Source organism: Streptomyces sp. WAC 01529, from assembly GCF_003945545.1.
Lineage (GTDB): Bacteria > Actinomycetota > Actinomycetes > Streptomycetales > Streptomycetaceae > Streptomyces > Streptomyces anatolicus.
Window position 1 is genome coordinate 8,044,898 of sequence record NZ_CP029617.1, and the last position, 19,666, is coordinate 8,064,563.

The 19,666-nt window shown below is 71.6% G+C and carries 19 protein-coding genes and 1 pseudogene; 10 read left to right on the forward strand and 10 right to left on the reverse strand.

Annotated elements, in window-relative coordinates; translation table 11 throughout:
• The first annotated feature begins 49 nt into the window (after positions 1-49).
• The 6 genes from DMA15_RS35405 to DMA15_RS35430 all read left to right on the forward strand — a co-directional run bounded on the left by DMA15_RS35405 (position 50) and on the right by DMA15_RS35430 (position 4,652).
• Positions 50-238, forward strand: coding sequence for a hypothetical protein (locus tag DMA15_RS35405; protein ID WP_125516801.1), 189 nt, complete (start codon positions 50-52; stop codon positions 236-238).
• A gap of 189 nt (positions 239-427) precedes the next feature.
• On the forward strand, positions 428-1,972 hold the full coding sequence (locus tag DMA15_RS35410) for an ATP-binding protein (RefSeq protein WP_164551893.1): 1,545 nt from the start codon (positions 428-430) through the stop codon (positions 1,970-1,972).
• Positions 1,969-2,379: a roadblock/LC7 domain-containing protein gene (locus tag DMA15_RS35415; protein WP_055703312.1), complete on the forward strand. Its 411-nt coding sequence runs from the start codon at positions 1,969-1,971 to the stop codon at positions 2,377-2,379. Before DMA15_RS35410 ends, DMA15_RS35415 begins: the two co-directional genes overlap by 4 nt.
• A complete protein-coding gene (locus DMA15_RS35420; protein ID WP_125516805.1) occupies positions 2,376-2,783 on the forward strand; it encodes a DUF742 domain-containing protein in 408 nt (135 codons plus the stop codon). Before DMA15_RS35415 ends, DMA15_RS35420 begins: the two co-directional genes overlap by 4 nt.
• Entirely contained in the window at positions 2,764-3,384 is a 621-nt protein-coding gene (locus DMA15_RS35425; protein WP_125516807.1) for an ATP/GTP-binding protein, read from the forward strand. Before DMA15_RS35420 ends, DMA15_RS35425 begins: the two co-directional genes overlap by 20 nt.
• The gene (locus DMA15_RS35430; RefSeq protein ID WP_125516809.1) at positions 3,381-4,652 is read left to right on the forward strand and encodes a cytochrome P450; all 1,272 of its coding nucleotides are present in this window, start codon (positions 3,381-3,383) and stop codon (positions 4,650-4,652) included. Before DMA15_RS35425 ends, DMA15_RS35430 begins: the two co-directional genes overlap by 4 nt.
• A 109-nt stretch (positions 4,653-4,761) precedes the next feature.
• On the opposite strand, the gene DMA15_RS35435 is transcribed toward DMA15_RS35430, so the two are convergent.
• Entirely contained in the window at positions 4,762-5,787 is a 1,026-nt protein-coding gene (locus DMA15_RS35435; protein ID WP_125516811.1) for a 7-epi-alpha-eudesmol synthase, read from the reverse strand.
• A gap of 228 nt (positions 5,788-6,015) precedes the next feature.
• Here DMA15_RS35435 and DMA15_RS35440 point away from each other — a divergent pair, with 228 nt between their 5' ends.
• Positions 6,016-7,395: a cytochrome P450 gene (locus DMA15_RS35440; RefSeq protein ID WP_240660112.1), complete on the forward strand. Its 1,380-nt coding sequence runs from the start codon at positions 6,016-6,018 to the stop codon at positions 7,393-7,395.
• 11 nt (positions 7,396-7,406) lie between these two features.
• Here DMA15_RS35440 and DMA15_RS35445 read toward each other — a convergent pair whose 3' ends face one another.
• A complete protein-coding gene (locus tag DMA15_RS35445; RefSeq protein ID WP_125516813.1) occupies positions 7,407-8,009 on the reverse strand; it encodes a CGNR zinc finger domain-containing protein in 603 nt (200 codons plus the stop codon).
• 84 nt (positions 8,010-8,093) lie between these two features.
• Here DMA15_RS35445 and DMA15_RS35450 point away from each other — a divergent pair, with 84 nt between their 5' ends.
• Positions 8,094-8,480: a PPOX class F420-dependent oxidoreductase gene (locus DMA15_RS35450; protein WP_125516815.1), complete on the forward strand. Its 387-nt coding sequence runs from the start codon at positions 8,094-8,096 to the stop codon at positions 8,478-8,480.
• A 31-nt stretch (positions 8,481-8,511) separates the two neighbouring features.
• On the opposite strand, the gene DMA15_RS35455 is transcribed toward DMA15_RS35450, so the two are convergent.
• Entirely contained in the window at positions 8,512-9,546 is a 1,035-nt protein-coding gene (locus DMA15_RS35455) for a hypothetical protein (RefSeq protein WP_240660344.1), read from the reverse strand.
• Between the two features lie 371 nt (positions 9,547-9,917).
• On the opposite strand from DMA15_RS35455, the gene DMA15_RS35460 reads away from it, so the two are divergent.
• Complete coding sequence (locus DMA15_RS35460; protein ID WP_240660113.1) at positions 9,918-11,747, forward strand: M13-type metalloendopeptidase; 1,830 nt, start codon at positions 9,918-9,920, stop codon at positions 11,745-11,747.
• A gap of 53 nt (positions 11,748-11,800) precedes the next feature.
• Here the strand turns inward: DMA15_RS35460 and DMA15_RS35465 are convergent, their stop codons facing one another.
• The 5 genes and pseudogenes from DMA15_RS35465 to DMA15_RS35485 form a co-directional block, all read right to left on the reverse strand.
• Positions 11,801-12,601 carry a PIG-L family deacetylase gene (locus DMA15_RS35465; protein ID WP_125516819.1) on the reverse strand — a complete coding sequence of 267 codons (801 nt, stop codon included), beginning with the start codon at positions 12,599-12,601 and terminating at the stop codon, positions 11,801-11,803.
• A gap of 220 nt (positions 12,602-12,821) precedes the next feature.
• Positions 12,822-13,050, reverse strand: a pseudogene (locus DMA15_RS35470) (transposase); the annotation flags it as partial.
• A gap of 53 nt (positions 13,051-13,103) precedes the next feature.
• Positions 13,104-13,595, reverse strand: a complete 492-nt coding sequence (locus tag DMA15_RS35475; RefSeq protein WP_125516821.1) for a hypothetical protein — start codon at positions 13,593-13,595, stop codon at positions 13,104-13,106.
• A 124-nt stretch (positions 13,596-13,719) separates the two neighbouring features.
• Entirely contained in the window at positions 13,720-14,184 is a 465-nt protein-coding gene (locus DMA15_RS35480; RefSeq protein WP_125516823.1) for a GNAT family N-acetyltransferase, read from the reverse strand.
• A 126-nt stretch (positions 14,185-14,310) separates the two neighbouring features.
• Positions 14,311-16,518 carry an FUSC family protein gene (locus DMA15_RS35485; RefSeq protein WP_125518229.1) on the reverse strand — a complete coding sequence of 736 codons (2,208 nt, stop codon included), beginning with the start codon at positions 16,516-16,518 and terminating at the stop codon, positions 14,311-14,313.
• Between the two features lie 299 nt (positions 16,519-16,817).
• On the opposite strand from DMA15_RS35485, the gene DMA15_RS35490 reads away from it, so the two are divergent.
• On the forward strand, positions 16,818-17,294 hold the full coding sequence (locus DMA15_RS35490; protein WP_125516825.1) for a peroxiredoxin: 477 nt from the start codon (positions 16,818-16,820) through the stop codon (positions 17,292-17,294).
• Positions 17,295-17,321: 27 nt separating this feature from the next.
• Here DMA15_RS35490 and DMA15_RS35495 read toward each other — a convergent pair whose 3' ends face one another.
• Together DMA15_RS35495 and DMA15_RS35500 are read right to left on the reverse strand one after the other, a co-directional pair.
• Positions 17,322-18,446 (reverse strand): FAD-binding oxidoreductase, encoded by a 1,125-nt coding sequence (locus tag DMA15_RS35495; RefSeq protein ID WP_276314402.1) that lies wholly within the window; start codon positions 18,444-18,446, stop codon positions 17,322-17,324.
• A gap of 217 nt (positions 18,447-18,663) precedes the next feature.
• Positions 18,664-19,617 carry a CPBP family glutamic-type intramembrane protease gene (locus DMA15_RS35500; RefSeq protein ID WP_125516829.1) on the reverse strand — a complete coding sequence of 318 codons (954 nt, stop codon included), beginning with the start codon at positions 19,615-19,617 and terminating at the stop codon, positions 18,664-18,666.
• Positions 19,618-19,666 lie beyond the last annotated feature (49 nt).

Sequence of the window (19,666 nt, forward strand, 5' to 3'; positions counted from 1 at the left end):
CAGCGCACCAGGACTTCCCGACGGGCTATTTCGGGCATATCGTAAAGATATGGTCAAAATCAAGCGCGAGGTCGACGCCTTTGCGTGTCCGACCTGCAAGAAGTCCGTGCCCGCCGCCATCCACCGCCACAAGACGCTCGCGGTCTTCGTTCCCGTGTGGCGCCCGGGCGCGTGCCAGAACCGCGACTGTCCCGACTACCGCCTGGATCCCGGGCACAAGCGCCCCTCGACGCGGTAACGAAGATCACTACTGGCCCGTAGTCGATGCCGGACCAGGTTGATCCACATCCCCTCCAACCCTATAAGCTCCCTTGTGGCACAGCGTGTTGACGCGATCGCGATCCGCCGCACCGCGCTGTGTCGCCGCCCTGCGCGGCCTTCCGTATCCGGTTGTCTCCCGTTCGAGCGCGTTGGTTTGAGGATGCAGATGGAACTAGCCACTCCGCCACCGGCGGCGGCCCGGGAGCCACGGGCCTGGCGCGCCTGGTGGCTGTTGCCGCTCGGCTTAGGCGCGGGCACCTTCGCCGCCGCGGTGGCCGGGCCCGACGAGGCCCGAATACCCGTCCTGCTTGTCGGCCTCGGCATGACCGCAGCCGCCACCTACTGTGTGCGGCTCCTGCTGCGCTCCAGAGACGAGCTGCGCCGCGCCGCCGAGCAGGCCCAGTCGGCGCTGATGAGCCACTCCCGGCAGTGGCAGCACCACGTGGCCTCCCTGGAGCACGAATTCGGCACCGAGCGTGCCGCCCTCCAGGCCCGGCTGGCCGAGGAGACCGAGACCTGGCAGCGGCGGGTCGACCGCCAGCGGGAACTGCTCGCCCGGCTCGGCGACGAATTCCTGCCCGAGGCCCTGAAGGGCCTGCGATCCGGCGAGGCCATCGACGACGTGCTCCCCCCGCTGGCCCAGGAGAGCGACGTCTCGTCCGAGTTCCGGCAGGAGCTGCGCAAGGTCCTGCGGACCGGACTGATCGCCGTCGAGGAGGAGTTCAACCGCAGCACCTCCGCCGAACAGGCCGTCATCAGCATCGGCAGCCGCCTGCACGTGCTCACCGGCAAGATCCGCGGCCGCCTCCACGAGATGCAGGGCGAGCACGGCCGCTCACCCGCCGTCGCCCAGGGCCTCATGGAACTGGACCAGGCGATCGGCCCCGCCGACTGTCTGGCCGCCAGCATCGGCGTCCTCGGCGGCACGGACCGGCCCGGCCGGCAGTGGCAGGAACCGCAGCGCCTGCTCAGCGTCGTGCGCGGCGGCATCGGCCGCATCAAGGACTTCGACCGCGTCCAGGTGCGCCAACTGCCCGAACTGGGCGTCGACGGCGGCCTGGTGGACCACCTCACGCTGATCTTCGCCCACCTCCTGGACAACGCGGCACGCTACTCGCCGCCCACCGAGCCCGTGATCGTCTCGGGCAAGGAGGTGCCCAACGGCGTCGGCATCGAGATCCAGGACGCGGGCAAGGGCCTGAGCGAGGAGCAGAAGCAGCTCGCGCTCGACTCCCTCGAAGGCGTCGCCGCCGGTCCCGGCATCGGGGGCCTCGCGGAGGACGCCCAGCTCGGACTGCGCGTCGTCGGCACCCTCGGCCGCAAGTACGGGATCCGGGTCACCTTCGCCGACTCGCCCTGGCTCGGCACCTCGGTCGTCGTGGTCGTGCCGCACAAGTACTTCAGTCGGCTCCCCGCCGGCGCGGCGCCCGCCCCGGCGGCCCTCACCGAGACGGACGCCGCGCCACAGGCGTCCGGGGCGACCGCCCCCGCGGCCGACACCGCCCCCGGCGCGGAGACCACCCCCGGCGGCCTGCCCAAGCGGCGCAGGAGCAGGCCACGCGGAGATTCCCCGGACGAGGCCGGCACCCCGGCGGCGGCCACCGCCCCGCCCGTCGTGCCGCCGGACACGTCCTTCACCGGCCTCGCGGCTTTCGCCACCGCCGGAAGAGAGACCGAAGAGCCCCGGACCGAAGAGAGCGACCAGCGATGACGCAGCACGAGACCGACGTGAGCTGGGCGCTCCGTGACCTGACCGAGTCCATCCAGGAGATCCGCTTCGCGTTGGTGGCCTCCAGCGACGGCAAAGCCATCACCTCGTACGGGGCGGAGGACCCCGACGACGTGGACCGGTTCGCCGCCGTCGTCGCGGGCCTCCAGGCGCTCGCCCAGCCCGTCGCCGCCCAATTCCCCAAGTACGGCGGCCAGTTGCGCCTCGCGATGATCGAGGTCGACGGGGGGCACCTCTTCGTGGTGCGGGCCGGTGTGGAGACATACCTCGGAGTCCTCGCCAAGGAGGGGCTCGACCAGGGGCTGCTCGGGCACCAGATGAGGGACCTGGCGCGGCGGATGGGTGAGCTTCTCGGCACCACTCCGCGCCGGGAGGAGCAGCCTGGATGAGTGGCCCCCACCGGCCGAGGGACCCGTCCGGTCTCGAGCGCTACTACGTCCTGACCGGCGGGCGCAGCGGACCGGCCGGGCCCGCCGCCGGGCTCGACGTGGCGACGCTCGTCATCACCCGCGGCGCCCGCACCGCGCCCGCCCCCGGAACGCAGTACGAGCACGTCCCGGGGATGCAGCACGAGCACGAGGAGATCGTGCGCCGGTGCCGCGATCCGCTGTCGGTGGCCGAACTGGGCGCCCATCTCGGACTGCCGTTCAACATTCTCGCGGTGCTGTTGACCGACCTGCTGGAGGCGGACCGGGTGGAGACCCGTGACCCCATCCCGGTTTCTTCCCCCTCCGGCCGCGGGCCGGACCTCGCGCTCCTTGAGGAGGTACTCAGTGGACTTGAAAGGCTTTGACCGTCCCGACCAGCCGTCGGCGACGGGCGCACTGCCCGCCGGAAGCCGCTCGGTCAAAGTGATGATCGCCGGAGGCTTCGGAACCGGAAAGACGACCATGGTCCGCTCGGTGAGCGACATCAAACCGCTCACCACCGAGGAGACCCTGACCCAGGCCAGCATCGACGTCGACCATCTGATCGGCGTCACCGACAAGCAGGAGACCACGGTCAGCCTCGACTTCGGCCGCATCGGCCTGAACGAGCAGCTGGTCCTCTACCTGTTCGGCACCCCCGGGCAGGAACGCTTCTGGTTCCTGTGGAACGGCCTCTTCAAGGGCGCCCTCGGCGCGGTCGTGCTGGTCGACACGCGCCGCCTCGCCTCCAGCTTCCGCGCCATCGAGGAGATGGAGCGCCAGGACGTGCCCTTCGTCATCGCCCTCAACGTCTTCCCCGACTCCAAGGAACACCCCGTCGAGGAGATACGGGAGGCCCTGGACATCTCGCCGCACACCCCGATCGTCGCGTGCGACGCCCGTGACAAGGCCTCCAGCCGCGATGTGCTCATCGCCCTCATCCGCCACCTCAAGGAACGCTCCGCCGCCGTCCTGGAGTCCCGATGAACGCCCCGACCCCGACCGGCCCCCACAGCGAAGAGACCGAGGCCGCCGGAGGCTGCCCGGTCCGGCACGGCTCCACCCTCACCCGCCTCTACGGACCGCAGGCGTCTCAGGACCCGCACGGCATCTACGAGCGCCTGCGCCACCAGCACGGCCCGGTCGCGCCCGTCCTGCTCGAAGGGGACGTGCCCGCCTGGCTCGTCCTCGGCTACCGGGAGAACCGGCGCGTCCTGGAGAACCCCCGCCAGTTCACCCGCGATTCGCGGATCTGGCGGGACTGGAAGGAGGGCCGGGTCGAGGACTCCTCCCCGCTGATGCAGATGGTGGGCTGGCGCCCGGACTGCGTCTCCCAGGAGGGCGAACCGCACCGCAGGCTGCGCGCGGCCGTCACCGACAACCTCCAGGCAGCGGCCGGACGCGGCATCAGGCGGCACGTCACCCGCTTCGCGAACAAGCAGATCGACGCGTTCGCGGCGGAGGGCAGCGCCGACCTGGTGGGGCAGTACGCCGAGTATCTGCCGATGCTCGTCCTCACCCGCCTCTTCGGCCTCGCCGAGGGGGAGGGGCGCCGGCTCGCGCACTCCTGCGCCCAGGTCATCAAGGGTGGCGAGGAGGCCGTCGCGCACAACGACCGGATCATGACGATCCTCGCCGAACTCGCCGAGCGCAAGCGCGCCGAGCCGGGATCGGACTTCACGACCGGACTCCTGCACCACCAGGCGGGCCTGGACGACGGCGAGATCCTCAGCCATCTGCGGCTCGTCCTGATCGCCGCCCACACCACCACCAGCAACCTGCTGGCGAGGGTCCTCCAGTCGGTGCTCACCCACCCCTCCCACATGGCCGGTCTGGTGAGCGGACAGCTCAACATCTCGGCGGTCGTGGAAGAGGTCATGTGGAACACCCCGCCGCTCGCCGTCTGCCCGGGGCGCTTCGCCACGGCCGACCTGGAGCTGGGCGGCCAGCAGATCAAGGCAGGCGATCTGCTCGTCCTCGGCCTCGCCGCGGGCAACCTCGACCCGGAGATCCGCCCCGACACCACCACGACCCTGCACGGCAACAAGGCGCACCTCGCGTTCAGCGGCGGCTCGCACGAGTGCCCGGGGCAGGGCGTGGGCCAGGCGATCATCGAGACGGCCGTCGACGTGCTGCTGCACCGGCTGCACGGGCTGCGGCTGGCGACCGCGCCCGATGAGCTGACGTCCACGGCGTCCACTTGGGAAAGCCGCCTCGACCGCCTGCCGGTGGAGTTCACACCTCAGGTTGCCTGAGCCTTCAGGTTGACTGAGGGGCCGGAGAGGGGGGCCTCCGTGGTCAGCCCGGTGCGGCGGTGGCGCGTATGCCCGTATTGCGAGGGCCTACGCTCACCGGGGCAGCCGGTCAGACGGTCAGCAGGTCGTCCAGCGACCCGCGCCCCCGCTCCTCCGCCGCCGCGGCCGGGCCGTCCTTGACGGCGGCGTAGCGGCCCGTGACCAGGGCCCACTCGTAATTGCCGTTGATCCAGTGCTGAATGGCCTCCACGCCCATCCGCACCCAGGCGCGCTCCTCGGTGTCGAGCCGCAACTCGGCGCACATCACGGGCACTTCGGACTCCAGGCGCAGATAGTCCCGCAGCCGCTCCTCGGTCATCCGTATCGCCTCGGCGGCGGCCTCATCGAGGCCGTAACCACGCGCCTGCTGGAGGACGGTGATGAGGTTGTGCCCGTCACCGCGCCGCTTCTCGCGCTCGAAGGAGTGGATGTCGTTCATGAAACCGATCGTGTCCGCGGCGGCGTCCCGCAACGCGACCATCAGCGGATGCGCCTGCGCCTGCGCGGGAACCTCGAAGCGGCGGCTGCGCTCGCCCGCGTCGATGCTGTGATGGATGCCGACGGTACGCCGCCGGAAGGCCGTGTACTCCTCCAGGCCGAGCCGCCCGCCCCGCGCCGCCAGGTCGACCTCCTCGGAGTGCGCGACCAGGAACCGCCCCCAGGAGGCCGCGAACCGCGTGCGCCACGCCGGTGACATGCCGTCGGCCAACTGCTCCCACACCTGCGCCCACGCCACCGTGATGGGGCAGACCACACGCGGCCTGCTGCCCACCGGGCGCAGGGGAGTGGCGATCAGCTCGCGGGAGACCTCCGCTATCCGGTCCGCCCGGTCCGGCCGTGCCGCGTCGAACTGGTCGTCGAAGAGGAAAGCGAGCGAGAACCAGTTCATCAGGACGACCATGTCATCGGCCGAGGCGTGTGGATACGTACGTATCGCGGCTTGCGGCAGGTCCCAGCTCTCGTACTCCTCGAACCCTCCCTGGCTGCGCACCAGGCCCATCTCCCGGACCCAGCGCAGGTGTTGCTCCCGCGCGTACTCCAAGTGCTCGCTGACCGGAGTGGTGAAGGGGATGTCGAACCGAACGTCCTGCGGCATTTTCCCGGACTCCTCGTGAGGCGTGTGCGAGATCCCCCCGGCCCGCGCACAGATACATGGCATGTTCAATGATCAACTGCGCTACCAAGATGCCCTGCCGCCAAACGATCTATGCTGTGATCTAGTCAACTCCCGTGACCTGCTTGAGGGCCCGAGGTTGCTCCGTGGGGCGAGAGGGGAAGTGATAAGCGGAATTGTCCCCACCGTCACAGGAGCCCCTGACTCATCGTGTCCACCGCACCCGCGTCCCCCGCTCCCGCCTCCGCCGCCGGCATCCCCACCGCCCCGGGCTCGCTGCCCCTGCTCGGCCACGCGATACCCCTGCTGCGCGACAACCTCGCCTTCATCGCCTCGCTGCGCGACCACGGCCCCCTGGTGAGAATCCATCTCCAGCCCGGCAGACCGACGATCGTCATCAACGACCCCGCCCTGATCCGCCGGATGCTGGTCGATCTCGCACCCGGCCTCGACAAGGGGCGGTTCTTCGAGAAGATGGGCCAAGTCCTCGGCGGCGACAGCGTGGTGACCGCCGCCGGCGCGGACCACGTCCGCAAGCGGCGCCAGCTCCAGCCCGCCTTCCGGCACGCCGAGATCGCCCGCTACGTCGACCTCATGCGCGAGCAGGTGACCCGCACCGCCGCCTCCTGGACGCCGGGCGCCAACCTCGACGTCCGCGAGGTCATGGTCAAGCTCTCCCTCGACATGCTCGCCGCGACCGTCTTCGCCTCCAGCCTCGACGAGCAGGCCTTCCTGCGGCTGCGGCGGGATCTGTCGGTGGTGATGAACGGCGTCGGCGCGCGCGTCATGCTCCCTGACTGGGTGGAGAAGCTGCCGCTGCCCGCCAACCGGCGCTTCAACGCCTCACGCGCGGCGGTGCGCGCCCTCATCGGCGAGGCGGTTACCGACCTGCGCGCGTCCGGCCACGACACGGGCGACATGCTCTCGATGCTGATGCGCGCCGAGGACGAGGAGACCGGTGCACCGCTGACCGCCCATCAGATCTGCTCGGAGGTCCTCACACTGGCGGTGGCGGGCACCGAGACCACGGCGTCGGTGCTCTCCTGGATCCTCTACGAACTCGCCCGCGACCCGGAGATCGACAAGCGCCTCCAAGCCGAACTGGACACAGTCCTCGGGGACCGCCCGGTGACCTTCGAGGACCTCCCGAACCTCTCCTACCTGCGCAACGTCATCACCGAGGCGCTGCGCCTGCACCACACCGGCTGGCTCGTCACCCGGCGCACCCTCACCCCGATCCGCCTCGGCGACCAGGAGATCCCGGCCGACACCGAACTGGCCTACTGCCAGCACGCCCTGCACCGCGACCCGAGCCTCTTCCCCGACCCGCTGCGCTTCGACCCGGACCGCTGGCTGGAGGGGACGCGGAAGGCGGCCCTGCCCGACGGCGCCTTCCTGCCCTTCGGGGCGGGCAAGCACAAGTGCATCGGCGACCACTTCGCGATGACGGAACTCGCCACGGCCATCGCCACCCTGACCAGGAGCTGGCGGCTGGAGACCGAGCCGGGGAGGAGCGTGCGCCCGGTCGCGCGGGCGACGGTACGGCCGGGCGCGCTGATGATGACGGCGGGGCGGCGCGGGCGGGACTGACCGCGCCGGGCTCAGCCTTCCTCGGCGCGGCGCGCGCGCAGCGTCCGTACCTTGTGGAGGTTTCCGCAGTGCTCCATCGCGCACCAGCGGCGCCGGCCGGGGCGGGAGGTGTCGACGTAGACCAGTTGGCAGTCGTCGGACGCGCAGCTGCGGATGCGGTCTGCGAACGGCCCCGTCAGGAGATCGACGGCGTCGCGCGCGACGGTGGAGAGCAGCCCGGTCCCGTCGGCGGCCCCCGCCCAGCGGCGCCCGCCGTCCGGCCCCACGGCGGGGACGAGCGGCGGGTGCGCGGCCGCTTCGTTGACGGCGTCGAGGTCGGCCGGGTCGGGGCTCTCACCCAGGGCGCGGGCGGTCGCCACGCGGAACAGCGCGTCGCGCAGCCGCCGGGCGTCCGCCACCTCGGCGCCGGTCACCACGAGCTCGGGCGTCGGTGTCAGCCGCGACCGCTCGGCCCAGGCGGCCAGATCGCCGGGCGCGTGCAGCACCTCGTACCGCCGGAACTCGCCGGGGCCGCCGGTGGTCAGCAGCTCCAGGCAGAGCGCGCCGGGATCGAAGCGGTAGGTGGCGCCGCTGTGGGCGCGCATCAGGATGCCGGGGGACGGGGACGATTCCATGTAACCAGACTAAATGGTTACGTATGGCGGGCCGGGCGCCGCCTCGCGTGCCGGGGTTCTCGGCGGGGTCCTAGACTCCCCGGCATGGACGACACCTCGCGGGCTCGGCTCGGCGCCGGAAAGTATCTGCTGGTCAGCAGCTACCGCAAGGACGGCACGCTCGTGCCGACCCCCGTCTGGGTCGTCCCGGACGGCGACGCGCTCGGGATCTGGACGGCCGGGGACTCCTGGAAGGTGAAGCGGATCCGCCGCCGCGCGGACGTCCTGGTCGGGCCGTGCGATCTGCGGGGCAACCCGACGGGCGAGCAGGTGCCGGCCACCGCCGAGATCTGCCCGCCCGAGGTCACCGCCCGCTACCGGCGCCTCATCGCCCGCAAATACGGGGTCATCGGCCGCTTCACGCTGCTCGGCAGCAGGCTGCGCCGCGGCCTGAAGGGCACGGTCGGGATCCGCGTCACGCTCACGCCCTGACGAGGGCCTGCCCAAGCCTCGCCGCGCGATCTCAGGGAGTACCCGGCTCCTGCTGCTGCGCGCCGGTCGCCGACTGGAGGGCCGAGATGCACGCGCCGATGGCCTGCTGGAGTTCTTCGAGGCGCCGCAGCATGTCGTCCTCGTAGATGTCGCGGATGTCCTCGACGGCCTCGATGTCGTCGAACGTCAGCTCCTCGAAGACCTTCGTCGCCTTCTGGAGGCTGCCGTAGAACTTCGCCCGCCGCTCCCGCACCCGCAGCTCGGGGTCGCTCTGCACGGTCTGCGCGACCAGGTCACGCACCGTGTCGTACGCCTCGCGCGCCCACTCGCCGGACTCCTCGCCGTCGTCCAGCTCGTCGATGAGGGACAGATGCCGCTCGGCCTCCTCGCGCAGCTCGGCGGGCGCGTCGATCATCTGGCCCGCGGGGGTCTTGACCTGGCCCTTCTCCACGATCTGGCGGACGTAGCCGACGCGGTCGCCCGCCTTGGCCTCGGCGGCCACGGCCTTCTTCAGGTCGTCGGCGCGCACGATGTCGCGCACCAGCTCGGTGCGGAGCGCCGGGTCCTCCTCCAGGCGGTCCATCAGCGCCTTCCTGGCCGCCTCCGCGGTGCCCGGGTCGGCGAGGATGGCGGCGCGCAGCGCGGTCGGGTTCTCCGCGACCTCCAGGGCCTTGGTCGGGCGGATGCCCTCGGCCTCGGCGGCCTGCGAGATCGCGTCCCCGCGCGGGGTGAGGGCGCTGGAGCGTGAGGAGTAGTACGACAGCCAGACGTCGGCGTCGGGCAGCTCCACGTCCATGCCGGGGGAGAGCACCTCGAAGTGCGGCACGAGCCCGTCGTCCGCGGCCTTGTCCCACGCCTTGTAGTAGCGCATGACGCGGTCGGCCGAGCACTCCGCCAGCTCCGCGAACTCCTTGGCCGAGATCTTCGGCGTCTCACCCGCGCTCTGCCCGCCGGGGCGCACGCTGCGGGCGACCTTCAGACCGAAGGCCCAGCCGCCGGTACGCGCGTAGGCCCCGAAGTCGCGGGCGTCCTCGGCCACCAGGCGGGCCGCGTCGTCGGCGGACAGGGTGGCTGCCTCGGACGGGACGGCTGCCTCGGACGGGGCGATGGCTACGGTCACAGAAGCTCTCCTGGTGTGACGGGGTACGGAGGTTGACGGGATACTTTATCGCTCCTATTGGGATGGTTTGCGCGAGAGTTGATACAGGACTTCGCCCTCGCTCGCGGCGGTCCGGCGACGAGGCTGTGCGGCGCCGGGGCATAAGCCTTCGTGCCGGGCCGAGGGCTCGCATAGGGTGCGTGGATGAGCATTCTGGATGACGCCCGCCCGGGCATGAACCCCGAGATCCGCCCGCAGGACGACCTCTTCGGACACGTCAACGGCCACTGGCTGGACACCGAGGAGATCCCGAGGACCGCTCCAGCTGGGGCCCCTTCGTGCAGCTGGCCGACACGGCCGAACAGCAGGTCAAGGAGATCATCCAGGATCTGGCCGAGTCCCCGGACGCCGAGGGCGCCTCCGCCGACGAGGCCCGGAAGATCGCCGCGCTGTACGCCTCCTTCATGGACGAGGAGACCATCGCCGCCCGCGGGCTCGCCCCCGCGCAGCCGCTGATCGACGAGGTCGCGGCCCTGCGGGACGTCCGCGGGCTCGCCGCGTTCCTCGGCCGCTTCGAGCGCGTCGGCGGCTCCGGCCTCTTCGGCTCGTACATCGACTCGGACGACCGCGACTCCGACCGCTACCTCTTCAACATCCTCCAGGGCGGCCTCGGGCTGCCCGACGAGTCGTACTACCGCGACGAGAAGTTCGCCGAGATCCGCGAGAAGTACGTCTCCCACCTCACCGAACTCCTCACGCTCGGCGGACACAAGACCCCCGAGGCCGCCGCGAAGACCGTCCTCGCGCTGGAGACGCGGCTCGCCGCCGGCCACTGGGAGCGCGCCGAGACCCGTGACGTACTGAAGACGTACAACCTCACGACGCTGGACGAACTCCTCGCGCTGGCCCCGGAGTTCGACTGGCGGGGCTACGTCCAGGGCCTCGGCGGCTCGGACGCCACCATCGCGGAGACCTGCGTCCGTCAGCCGTCCTACCTCTCCCACCTCTCCGCCGTCCTCGCCGAGACACCGATCGAGCAGTGGCGGGACTGGGCGCTGACGCGTGTGCTGCGCGCCTGCGCGCCGTACCTCACGGACGACTTCGTGCGCAACAACTTCGAGTTCTACGGCCGTACGCTCAACGGCACCCCGGAGCTGCGCGCCCGCTGGAAGCGCGCGGTCTCCCTCGTCGAGGGCGCCATGGGCGAGGCCGTCGGCAAGGAGTACGTGGCGCGGCACTTCCCGCCGTCGTCCAAGGCGATGATGGACGACCTCGTCGCCAACCTCCTCGAGGCCTACCGCCAGTCGATCGCCCGCCTGGACTGGATGACCGACGAGACGAAGGCACGGGCGTACGAGAAGCTCGCCACGTTCCGCCCCAAGATCGGCTACCCGGACACCTTCCGCGACTACTCCGCGCTCCAGGTCAGCCCCGACGACCTGCTCGGCAACGCGCAGGCGGCGGCCGCGTTCGACACGGACCGGGAGCTGGCCAAGATCGGGAAGCCGGTCGACCGCGACGAGTGGTTCATGCTGCCGCAGACGGTCAACGCGTACTACAACCCGGGCACCAACGAGATCTGCTTCCCCGCGGGCATCCTGCAGAAGCCGTTCTTCTCGCCCGACGCCGACCCGGCGGAGAACTACGGCGGCATCGGCGCGGTCATCGGCCACGAGATCGGCCACGGCTTCGACGACCAGGGCGCGCAGTACGACGGCGCGGGCAACCTCAACGACTGGTGGACCGCCGCCGACAAGGCCGCGTTCGAGGCCAAGTCGAAGGCGCTGATCAAGCAGTACGACGCGTTCTCGCCCCGCAACCTCCCCGGTGAGTCCGTCAACGGTTCGCTGACGGTCGGCGAGAACATCGGCGACCTCGGCGGGCTGACCATCGGGCACACGGCGTACCTCATCGCGCTCGACGGGGCGCCGATGCCCGAGAGCGAGGAGGGCACCGGCTCGCAGCGGCTCTTCAAGAACTGGGCGTACTGCTGGCGCACCAAGCGTCGCAAGGAGCAGGAGCAGCAGTACCTCACCATCGACCCGCACTCGCCGCCGGAGTTCCGCGCCAACATCGTCCGCAACCTGGACGAGTTCCACGAGGCGTTCGGCACGGTCGAGGGCGACGGCCTGTGGCTGGACCCGGCGGAGCGCGTCCGGATCTGGTGAACGCGCCGCGGGGCGCCGCGAGTGCGCGGCGCCCCGCGGGCCGGGGCAGGCCGTCATCCGCCCACGATCGCGCAGGGGTCGGCGGTGAGTTCGGACTGTGTGCCGGCCGCGGGCGCGAGGTCGTGGCGGATGTACCACTCGGTGGAGAGCAGCCGCTCGCGGACGGCCCGCGGAAGGCCGGCGATCAGGCCGGGCGCGGCGCCGCGTGCCACCTCGGAGCGGTGGGCCAGGATGGCGGCGATCTTCCGGTCGAGCCAGGGGCCGACGTCGACGGTCGCGGTGACCTGCTCGTCCGGGACGCTGTACGCCGCTGAAATGCTGTGCGCCGCCATGCGCTCGCCGACGACCTCGCTCAGCGCCGCCACGGCCGAGTGCGGATGCGTGGCCAGATAGAGGGCGCGCGGCTGCCACGGGGCACCGGCCTCCGGGTAGAGCTGTCCGAGCCCGGCCGCCTGCGCGGCGAGCACGGTCACCCGGTGGGTGTGGACGTGGTCGGGGTGGCCGGACAGCCCGCCGTACGCGTCGTGCGTGACCACGATCTCCGGGCGCACCTCCCTGACGTGCGCCACCAGCCGCCGCACCGCCTCGTCGAGCGGCGCGGCGCACAGCCGCGCCTCGCCCGGGGCCGACTCCGGTACGCGCGCGTCGGCGAAGCCGAGCAGGCGCGGCTCGCCCGCCCCGAGGATCCGCACCGCCTCCGCCAGCTCCTCGGCCCGCCGCGTGCCCGCGGCCCAGGTGGCGGTCACGACCGCGGTGCGCGCGCCCGCCGCCGCGTGCCGGGCGAGCACACCGCCTGCGGCCAGGGACTCGTCGTCGGGATGGGCGAAGACCGCGAGCAGGCTGGGTGCCGCCATGGGGCTGCCACCTTCCGGTACGGGGGCGGGAGGGGGTTCAGCATAGGTCGGGCGGATGACGGGGATTTCGCTGTCGTGGACGGTCCAGGCGGAACGCCGCTGGCCGGGGATATAGCCAGTGCCCCCGCGCGGGGCCCTTCGCACCTCGGCAGGACGAGGAACTCGGGATCGAGCCGCTCGAACCGCTCGGACCGCGTTCGTGAAACGCGGCCCCTCAGCTTGCGGCGTGTCCGCGGGCGGCGAAGTACACGAGATAGACGGCGACCTGGGCGTGTTCTCGACTCGGCCGGCCGTGCCGGTGTACTGGCGCCGGACGCCGACGGTCGCGGTGCCCTTCTGCGAATCGCCGTCCCGACGACCACGAGCACCGCCTCGGTGTCGCGCAGGTGCTGCATGCCGTCCGGAGTGGCATCGCCCGCGTGCTCGGCCAGGGTTCAGCAGTTCTTCCTCTGCCTCCTGTCAGTGGGCAGGCACTACGCCGGCGTCCGAGGCCGCCGCGTGGTCATTGGTTGTCCACACAACACCCCATGACCAACGGCGGCCTCGGACGCCACCGAAGCCAGTAGTCGGGCCCCTCGACTCGGTAGCGAACGTCGACACCGGCAACGAACCGCAGCTCACACACGAGCCGACGGGCGCCGTCCGGCGCCAAGCGGTGCGGCGCCAACAGCAGCTCCAGCTCGTCATAGCGGGCGTCGACCTCGCCGTGGCCCGGATGGCTCTCCTGCCCGACCTCGCCCGCCTCACGGCGCTCATACCACCTGGCGTAGATCGCCCACTGCTCGCGCTCCAACTCCGCCACCGCCTCGCTTGCGGGCCAGACCTGGTACTCATCGACTTCATGGCTGTGGTCGTAGACGTGCATCGCGAAGTAGTGAGGCTTCCCGTCGATGTCAGCAAGGCCGGCCCACGGTCCGTCGTACCACTCCGACTCGGCGTACACACGCTCGAAGCCGTTCGCGATCAACTGCTCTTCGCCCCAGGTCTCAGCCACGCAGGCAGGCTACCGGCGAGCAGTCTCCGTATCCATGATCACGATCTACGGCTGGAGTACCAGGCATCCGAGTTCTCTCGACGTCGCCCCGAGCCCGGGGACAGAGAACAAGCTCGATCCGGGTTCAGTCCAGCTCCAGCATGCCCACTGTTTGGTCTCCGCTGGTCTCGCCGGTCGGCCGGAAGCCGAGCGCCAGGTAGAAGCCTGCGGGGCCGTCCGGTCCGGGATGCCAGGTGGTAGTCAGGCGTGTGCCGCCTCGGCGCCGAATCTCAGCGGCTACGGACTCCACGGCGAAGCGCCCGTACCCCCGGCCCTGCTTTCCGTCCGCGATGTTGAGACGCCACAGTCCGGAGCGGAAGTCGGTGCCTTTGCCGGTCCAGTCGATGTGGAGGAAGGCCATGAGGAACCCCACGGCCTCGTCGTCATCGCAGATGAGCCGGGGCCAGGCGATGCCGGGGTGGACGTATGCCTCGGCGAGTGACTTCATCACGGGTCCCACCAGGTGTTCCTGGTCGGGCCGGACCCTCAGGTTGATCGCGGTCTCGAAGTTGTCAGGGGTGATCTCTTGTAGGTGTAGCGAAACTGGCATGTCCGCACTCTAAGCAGGCAGTACAAGTGATTTTCGAAGCGTGTTACCCGTGGGTCGTGGTGATGAGTGCCCAGTTCAGCCGGGTTTCCGAGTGCTGCGGGAGGCGTTCGTGACAAAAACACCTGCTCACGCCCTTCCGGCACCCCGCGCCCCCGCCGCCTTCTCCTCCCGTGTCGCGAGAGGTACCCCGAGCGGCCGGGCCAGACCCACGATCCCCTCGTCCAGGCGCTGGAGGTGCCGCAGCACGCGGAAGGCCACCGAGCCGGTGTGCAGCACCTCGTGGCGGCCGCTGTCCAGCATCGACGCGATGCTGGCGCCCGACTCGATCTCGCCGTCGGTCTCCTCGTCGCGCACATGCGCGGCGATCAGATCGATGTTGTGCGTGATGCGCCGCCCCGCCAGCGCCAGGCGCGCGTCGGCGGCCACGCTCTTGCTGGCGGGCACCAGCTCGGCCGTCGCCGCGAGGGAACGCGCGTGGTAGGCGGAGGTCTCCAGCAGCGCCACCACATAGCGGGCGTTCTGCCGCCGCGCCCGCAGCGGGGCGATCGGGTGGGTCAGCGGCTTCGTGGAGCTGCGCAGGTCGTCCAGCGCCGTGTCCAGGTCCCGCGCCCGGTCCACGAGGTCGACCGCGGGCCCGCCGCTGAGCTGCGCCACCGCCGCCGAGACGACATCCCGAAGGCGGGCGAGGACGTTCCCCAGCTCCTCGTCGGTGCGGTGCGACGTACGGACCGGCAGCACGAGGACCGCCGCGATGATCCCGCAGGCCGCGCCGAGCGCCGTCTCCTCGACGCGCAGCACCAGGACATCCAGGCTGTAGGTGTTGAGCAGTGTGTAGAGCAGACCCAGCATCGCCGTGACGAAGAACGACATCAGGGCGTAGGACAGGGGCGCGGTGAAGAACATTCCGAAGACGCAGAGGACGACCAGGGCGAACGCGATCCACGTGTGATTGCCGACGGCCCCCGCGAGCGCCACCCCGGCCACCACGCCGAGCACCGTTCCGAGCAGGCGACGGTAGCCCTTCACCAGGATCTCGCCGGTGGACGCGGTGTTGAGGAAGACGACCCAGCAGGTCAGGACCGCCCAGTACCAGCGCTGCGTGGACAGGAACTCGCCGCCGACGATCGCCAGCGCGGAGCCCACCGACACCTGCACGGCCGCCCGGGTGGTGGGGCGCCGCAACCCGGTCGGCTCCTCCTGCGCCGCCTCCGCCTCCGCCGCCTCGCCCGAGATGGAGATCTCCTCCGCGTCGAACTCCTCGCGGGAGCGGGCGGCTTCGGGGCTGTCGTACTCCTCGTCCCGCGAACCGTCCACCGCGAGGCGCAGCCCCAGGATGGCGCGCGCCGCCTCACCGACCGCGCGGAAGCAGTCCTGGATCGCGGGCGACCCCTGGGGCAGACCCTGCTCCTCGCGGTAGCCGAGCAGCCTGTTGCGTACGTAGGGCAGCGCCGTGCCGCGGTCGTCGGGCACCAGGCGCACGACGAGCAGGTGCAGGGCCCGCAGATCCCTGCGCAGTGCCGTGCCCGCGTCCTGCGCGATCCGGGCGCGCGGCGGCATGGACGCGGACGCGTTCGGCAGGTGCAGAGTGAGCGTCTCCACGCGTTCGGCGCTGCGGGCGTTGAGGAGCAGGACGCCCAGCCGCTCGGCGGCGATCTCGGCGTCGGCGACCCTGCGTTGCAGCAGGGCCGCGGCCGACGCGTCGCTGGTGCCCTCTTCGAGGCGGCCCTGGATCATCAGCGCGGCCTCGTGCAGCCGGGCGGTGCTGCGCCGCAGATCGACGAGGACCTTGTCCACGTCCTCGGCGTCGGCGTCGAGCAGGTCGATCTGGTGGGCCACTAGCTGCGCGAGCCGGGCGCGGAACGCCTCGCGCAGCCGCGCCAGGGTGCGCTCGGGCGTCTCGGGCACCAGGGCGAACCGCGCCACGGCGCTGCACGCGAAGGCGACCACCAGGGCCAGGAACAGCTCCGGCAGGGCGGAGACGGACGCGCTCACGAAGAGCGAGAGGAAGTAGACCTGGAAGCCGATCAGACCGAGCGCGGTGCCCCGGTCGCCGAACCGGCGCGAGTAGACCGCCCCGAAGATCAGCACCACGAAGAAGAGGTCACCGGCGATCACCCGGGAGTTGAGCAGCGCTCCCAGGGATATCGCGGCCAGCGCGACGGGCAGGCCGAGCGCCAGCGTGACCGCCTGGCCCCGCACCTCCTTCTCCTGGATCGCGAACGTGGCGACCATCGCCGTCATCGCGCCCGCCACCAGGTGCGTCACCGAGGTGCCGATGAGGGCGAGCACGGCGAGGGCGAGGAGGATCGCCCCGACCGTGCGCAGCCCCGCCATGAGGCGCAGGAGTCCCGGGTCGGATGCCGAGAACCTGTCCCAGGCGCCCTTCGCTGTCCTTCGTGCCACTGCCATCGCGATGCCGTACTCCCCATTGCTCTCGGTGCCTGCGGGCGAGTGCCCCAGCATCGCACGAGGGTGTTCGAGGAGATCAAGGCTGGTAGGAGGCCTGTTGGCGACCCCGCGCCTACCATCGAGTAGGGTTTCGCTCCCGTCACTTGAGGAGGCACCGTGTCGCCGATGGACCGCACGCCGATGCGTCGTAGGCCGATGGACCGCACGTCGCGGGGGAGCCGGGCATGACGGCGCGGATGGCGGTCGGTGACACCGCCCCGGACTTCACGCTGCCGGACGAGACGGGCACCCCGCGTCAGCTCTCCGCACTCCTGGAGGACGGCCCCGTCGTGCTGTTCTTCTACCCGGCGGCCCTCACCCCCGGCTGCACGGCGGAGGCCTGTCACTTCCGCGACCTGGCGGCCGAGTTCGCCGCGGCCGGCGCGCGGCCGGTGGGGATCAGCGCCGACGCGGTCGAGCGCCAGCGCGAGTTCACCCAGCGGCACACCCTCGGCTTCCCGTTGCTCTCGGACCCCGAGGGCGCGGTGCGCGACCGGTTCGGCGTCACCCGCGGTTTCTCCCTCGCCCCGACGAAGCGCGTCACGTTCGTCATCGGCGAGGACCTCAGGATCGCCGAAGTGGTCCGCAGCGAGTTCCGGATGAGCGCACACGCGGACCGCGCCCTGGCGGCCGTACGCCGCCTCAAGGAGAGCGCGGCCTGAGCGAGGCGAGCGCCCGGAGGCGGGGCGTCAGACCACATGGGCCTCGGGGCGGCTCTCGTACCCGGTGCGGAAGCGGTCCGCGCTCAGGGGAGCGATGTCGACGTAGGGCCGCCGCCCCAGGTGGAGGTCACGGACGATCTCGCCCACGGCGGGGGCCTGGAGGAAGCCGTGCCCGGAGAACCCGGTGGCGTACAGGAAGTTGGGCACCGCCGCCGAGCGTCCGATCAGCGCGTTGTGGTCCGGCGTGACCTCGTACAGGCCCGCCCAGCCACCGGCCGTCTCCATACGGGCGACGGCCGGCGAGCGGTGCCGCAGGGCCGTGCGGAAGAGGTCGAGCCACTCCGGCGTCCATGTGGTGTCGAAGCCCTCCGCCTGACGGGGGTCGGCTAGGCCGAGGAGCAGCCCGTCGTCGCTGTTGTGGAAGTACGCCGACGACGCGAAGTCGATGGTGAAGGGGATGCGCGGCGCGGCGGGCACGAGCGGGACGGTGAAGGCGAGTTGCCGCTTGAGCGGCCGCACCGGCAGCTCCACGCCTGCCAGGGAACCGATCCGCGCCGACCAGGCGCCCGCCGCGCACACGACCGTCGCACAGGAGACGCGGCCGCGATCGGTGTGCACGGCCGTGACCCGGTCCCCGGTGGTCGCCATGCCGGTGACCGTGGTGTGCGTCGCGAAGACGACACCGGCGCGGGCCGCGGCGCGCGCGTACCCCTGGACGACGAGGGCGGGGCGCGCATGCCCGTCGGCGGGGGAGTAGGCGGCCGCCGACAGCCCTTCGGTGCGGATATAGGGGCAGAGCGCGCGAGCCTCGGCGGGGCCGATCATGCGGCTGGGCACGCCGAGTCCGTTCTGGGTGCGCACGCCGGCCTCGAAGTCCGCCACCTGCCCCGGGTCGCTCAGGAGGAACAGATAGCCCACGGTGTCAAGGCCGATGGCGGCACCGGGGCGGCGCGGAAAGTCCCGGAAGGCACGCAGACTCCGGTGCCCCAGCTCGATGTTGAGCGGATCGGAGAACTGCGCCCGCACACCGCCGATCGGCTTGCCCGAGCTGCCGCCGCCCAGCGTGCCGCGCTCGACGACGACGATCCCGCGTACGCCCGCTTCGGCGAGGTGGAAGGCGATGGCGGCGCCCATCACGCCACCGCCGACGATGACGACCTCGGCGGTGGAGGGAAGGGTGCGGAAGGCGGAATCGGGCCCGGGCGAGGGCGGCGGGGACGCTGGGGAGGCTGGGGGCGTCAAGGGGCGGCTCCCTTCCCGGCCGGTCGGCTCGGGCTGATGTGGCCGGCCGGTGAACACCGGACGGTTGCTGCCCGTCATGGTGCGCCCGCACGCCCGTCGGCGTCCATGACCCGTGGCCGCGCCTTACCTATGTGGCCGACCGATGCCGTTCCGTCGGCGTAGAGGAGGTGCGCCCGATCGGGCCCGCCCCGCCCCGCCGCTCCCGCCGACGCCACAGCGCGAACCCGGCCATGGCCAGCAACAGGTAGACGGGTACGAGGAGTTCGACGTCCGGCGACGACACCTCGGCGTGCCAGCCCGCTCCGCGCCGGTCACCTTCGTACACGACCCGGTTGACGGTCAGGAAGGCCAGATGGGCGCCGATGGCGACGCACAGCGGGGCGCGCCGCACCGCCGTACGGGCCGTGACCAGCATCAGGCCGAACACCGTCAGGAGGAACAGATAGCCGAACGGGTCCTGCCCGCCCGGCGCCAGCCCGACGGGCCCCGCCTCGCGGCCGACGAGGTGCGAGGTAGCGGCCCCCACCACGGTCGAGAAGCCGGGCACGACCAGGAACACGGCGGTGGTGCCGAGCGCCGCGGCCAGGCCGCCGAAGCGCACGCGCAGCGACGTCCACACGTAACCGCGCAGCGTCGTCTCCTCGGGCAGCGCTTCCAGCAGCAGCGCGACCACGCCGTTGGCCACCACATACCCGGCGAGCGTCCCGAGGTCGGGACGCGACCAGCGCAGCAACCCCGCGGCCGTTCCCGAGCCCAGCACGAGTGCGGCGGCCCCCGCCACCACGCCCGCACCGATGAGCAGGGACCGCAGGTTCGCGCCCGCCCCGCCGAACCCCACGTCCTTGAGCGAACGGCCCCGGCGGCGCAGCGCGAGGGCGATCAGCGGCACGGCCACCGCGCTGACCAGCACGGCCGGGATCAGCCGGGCCACGAAACCGCCCGCTCCGAGGGTGTCCGCCACCACCGGCCCCAGCTCGGTCCCCGCGCCCAGTGCCGCGCCCATGACGAGGCCACCGCCCAGGGCGCGCCCCAGCGTGCTCAGGAGCGAGGGGGCGGGCGGTCCGGGACGCAGGCCTGTCATCTGTCTCTCCTCACTGGGCGCCCGCCGCGACGGGTCTGTCTCCTCCATC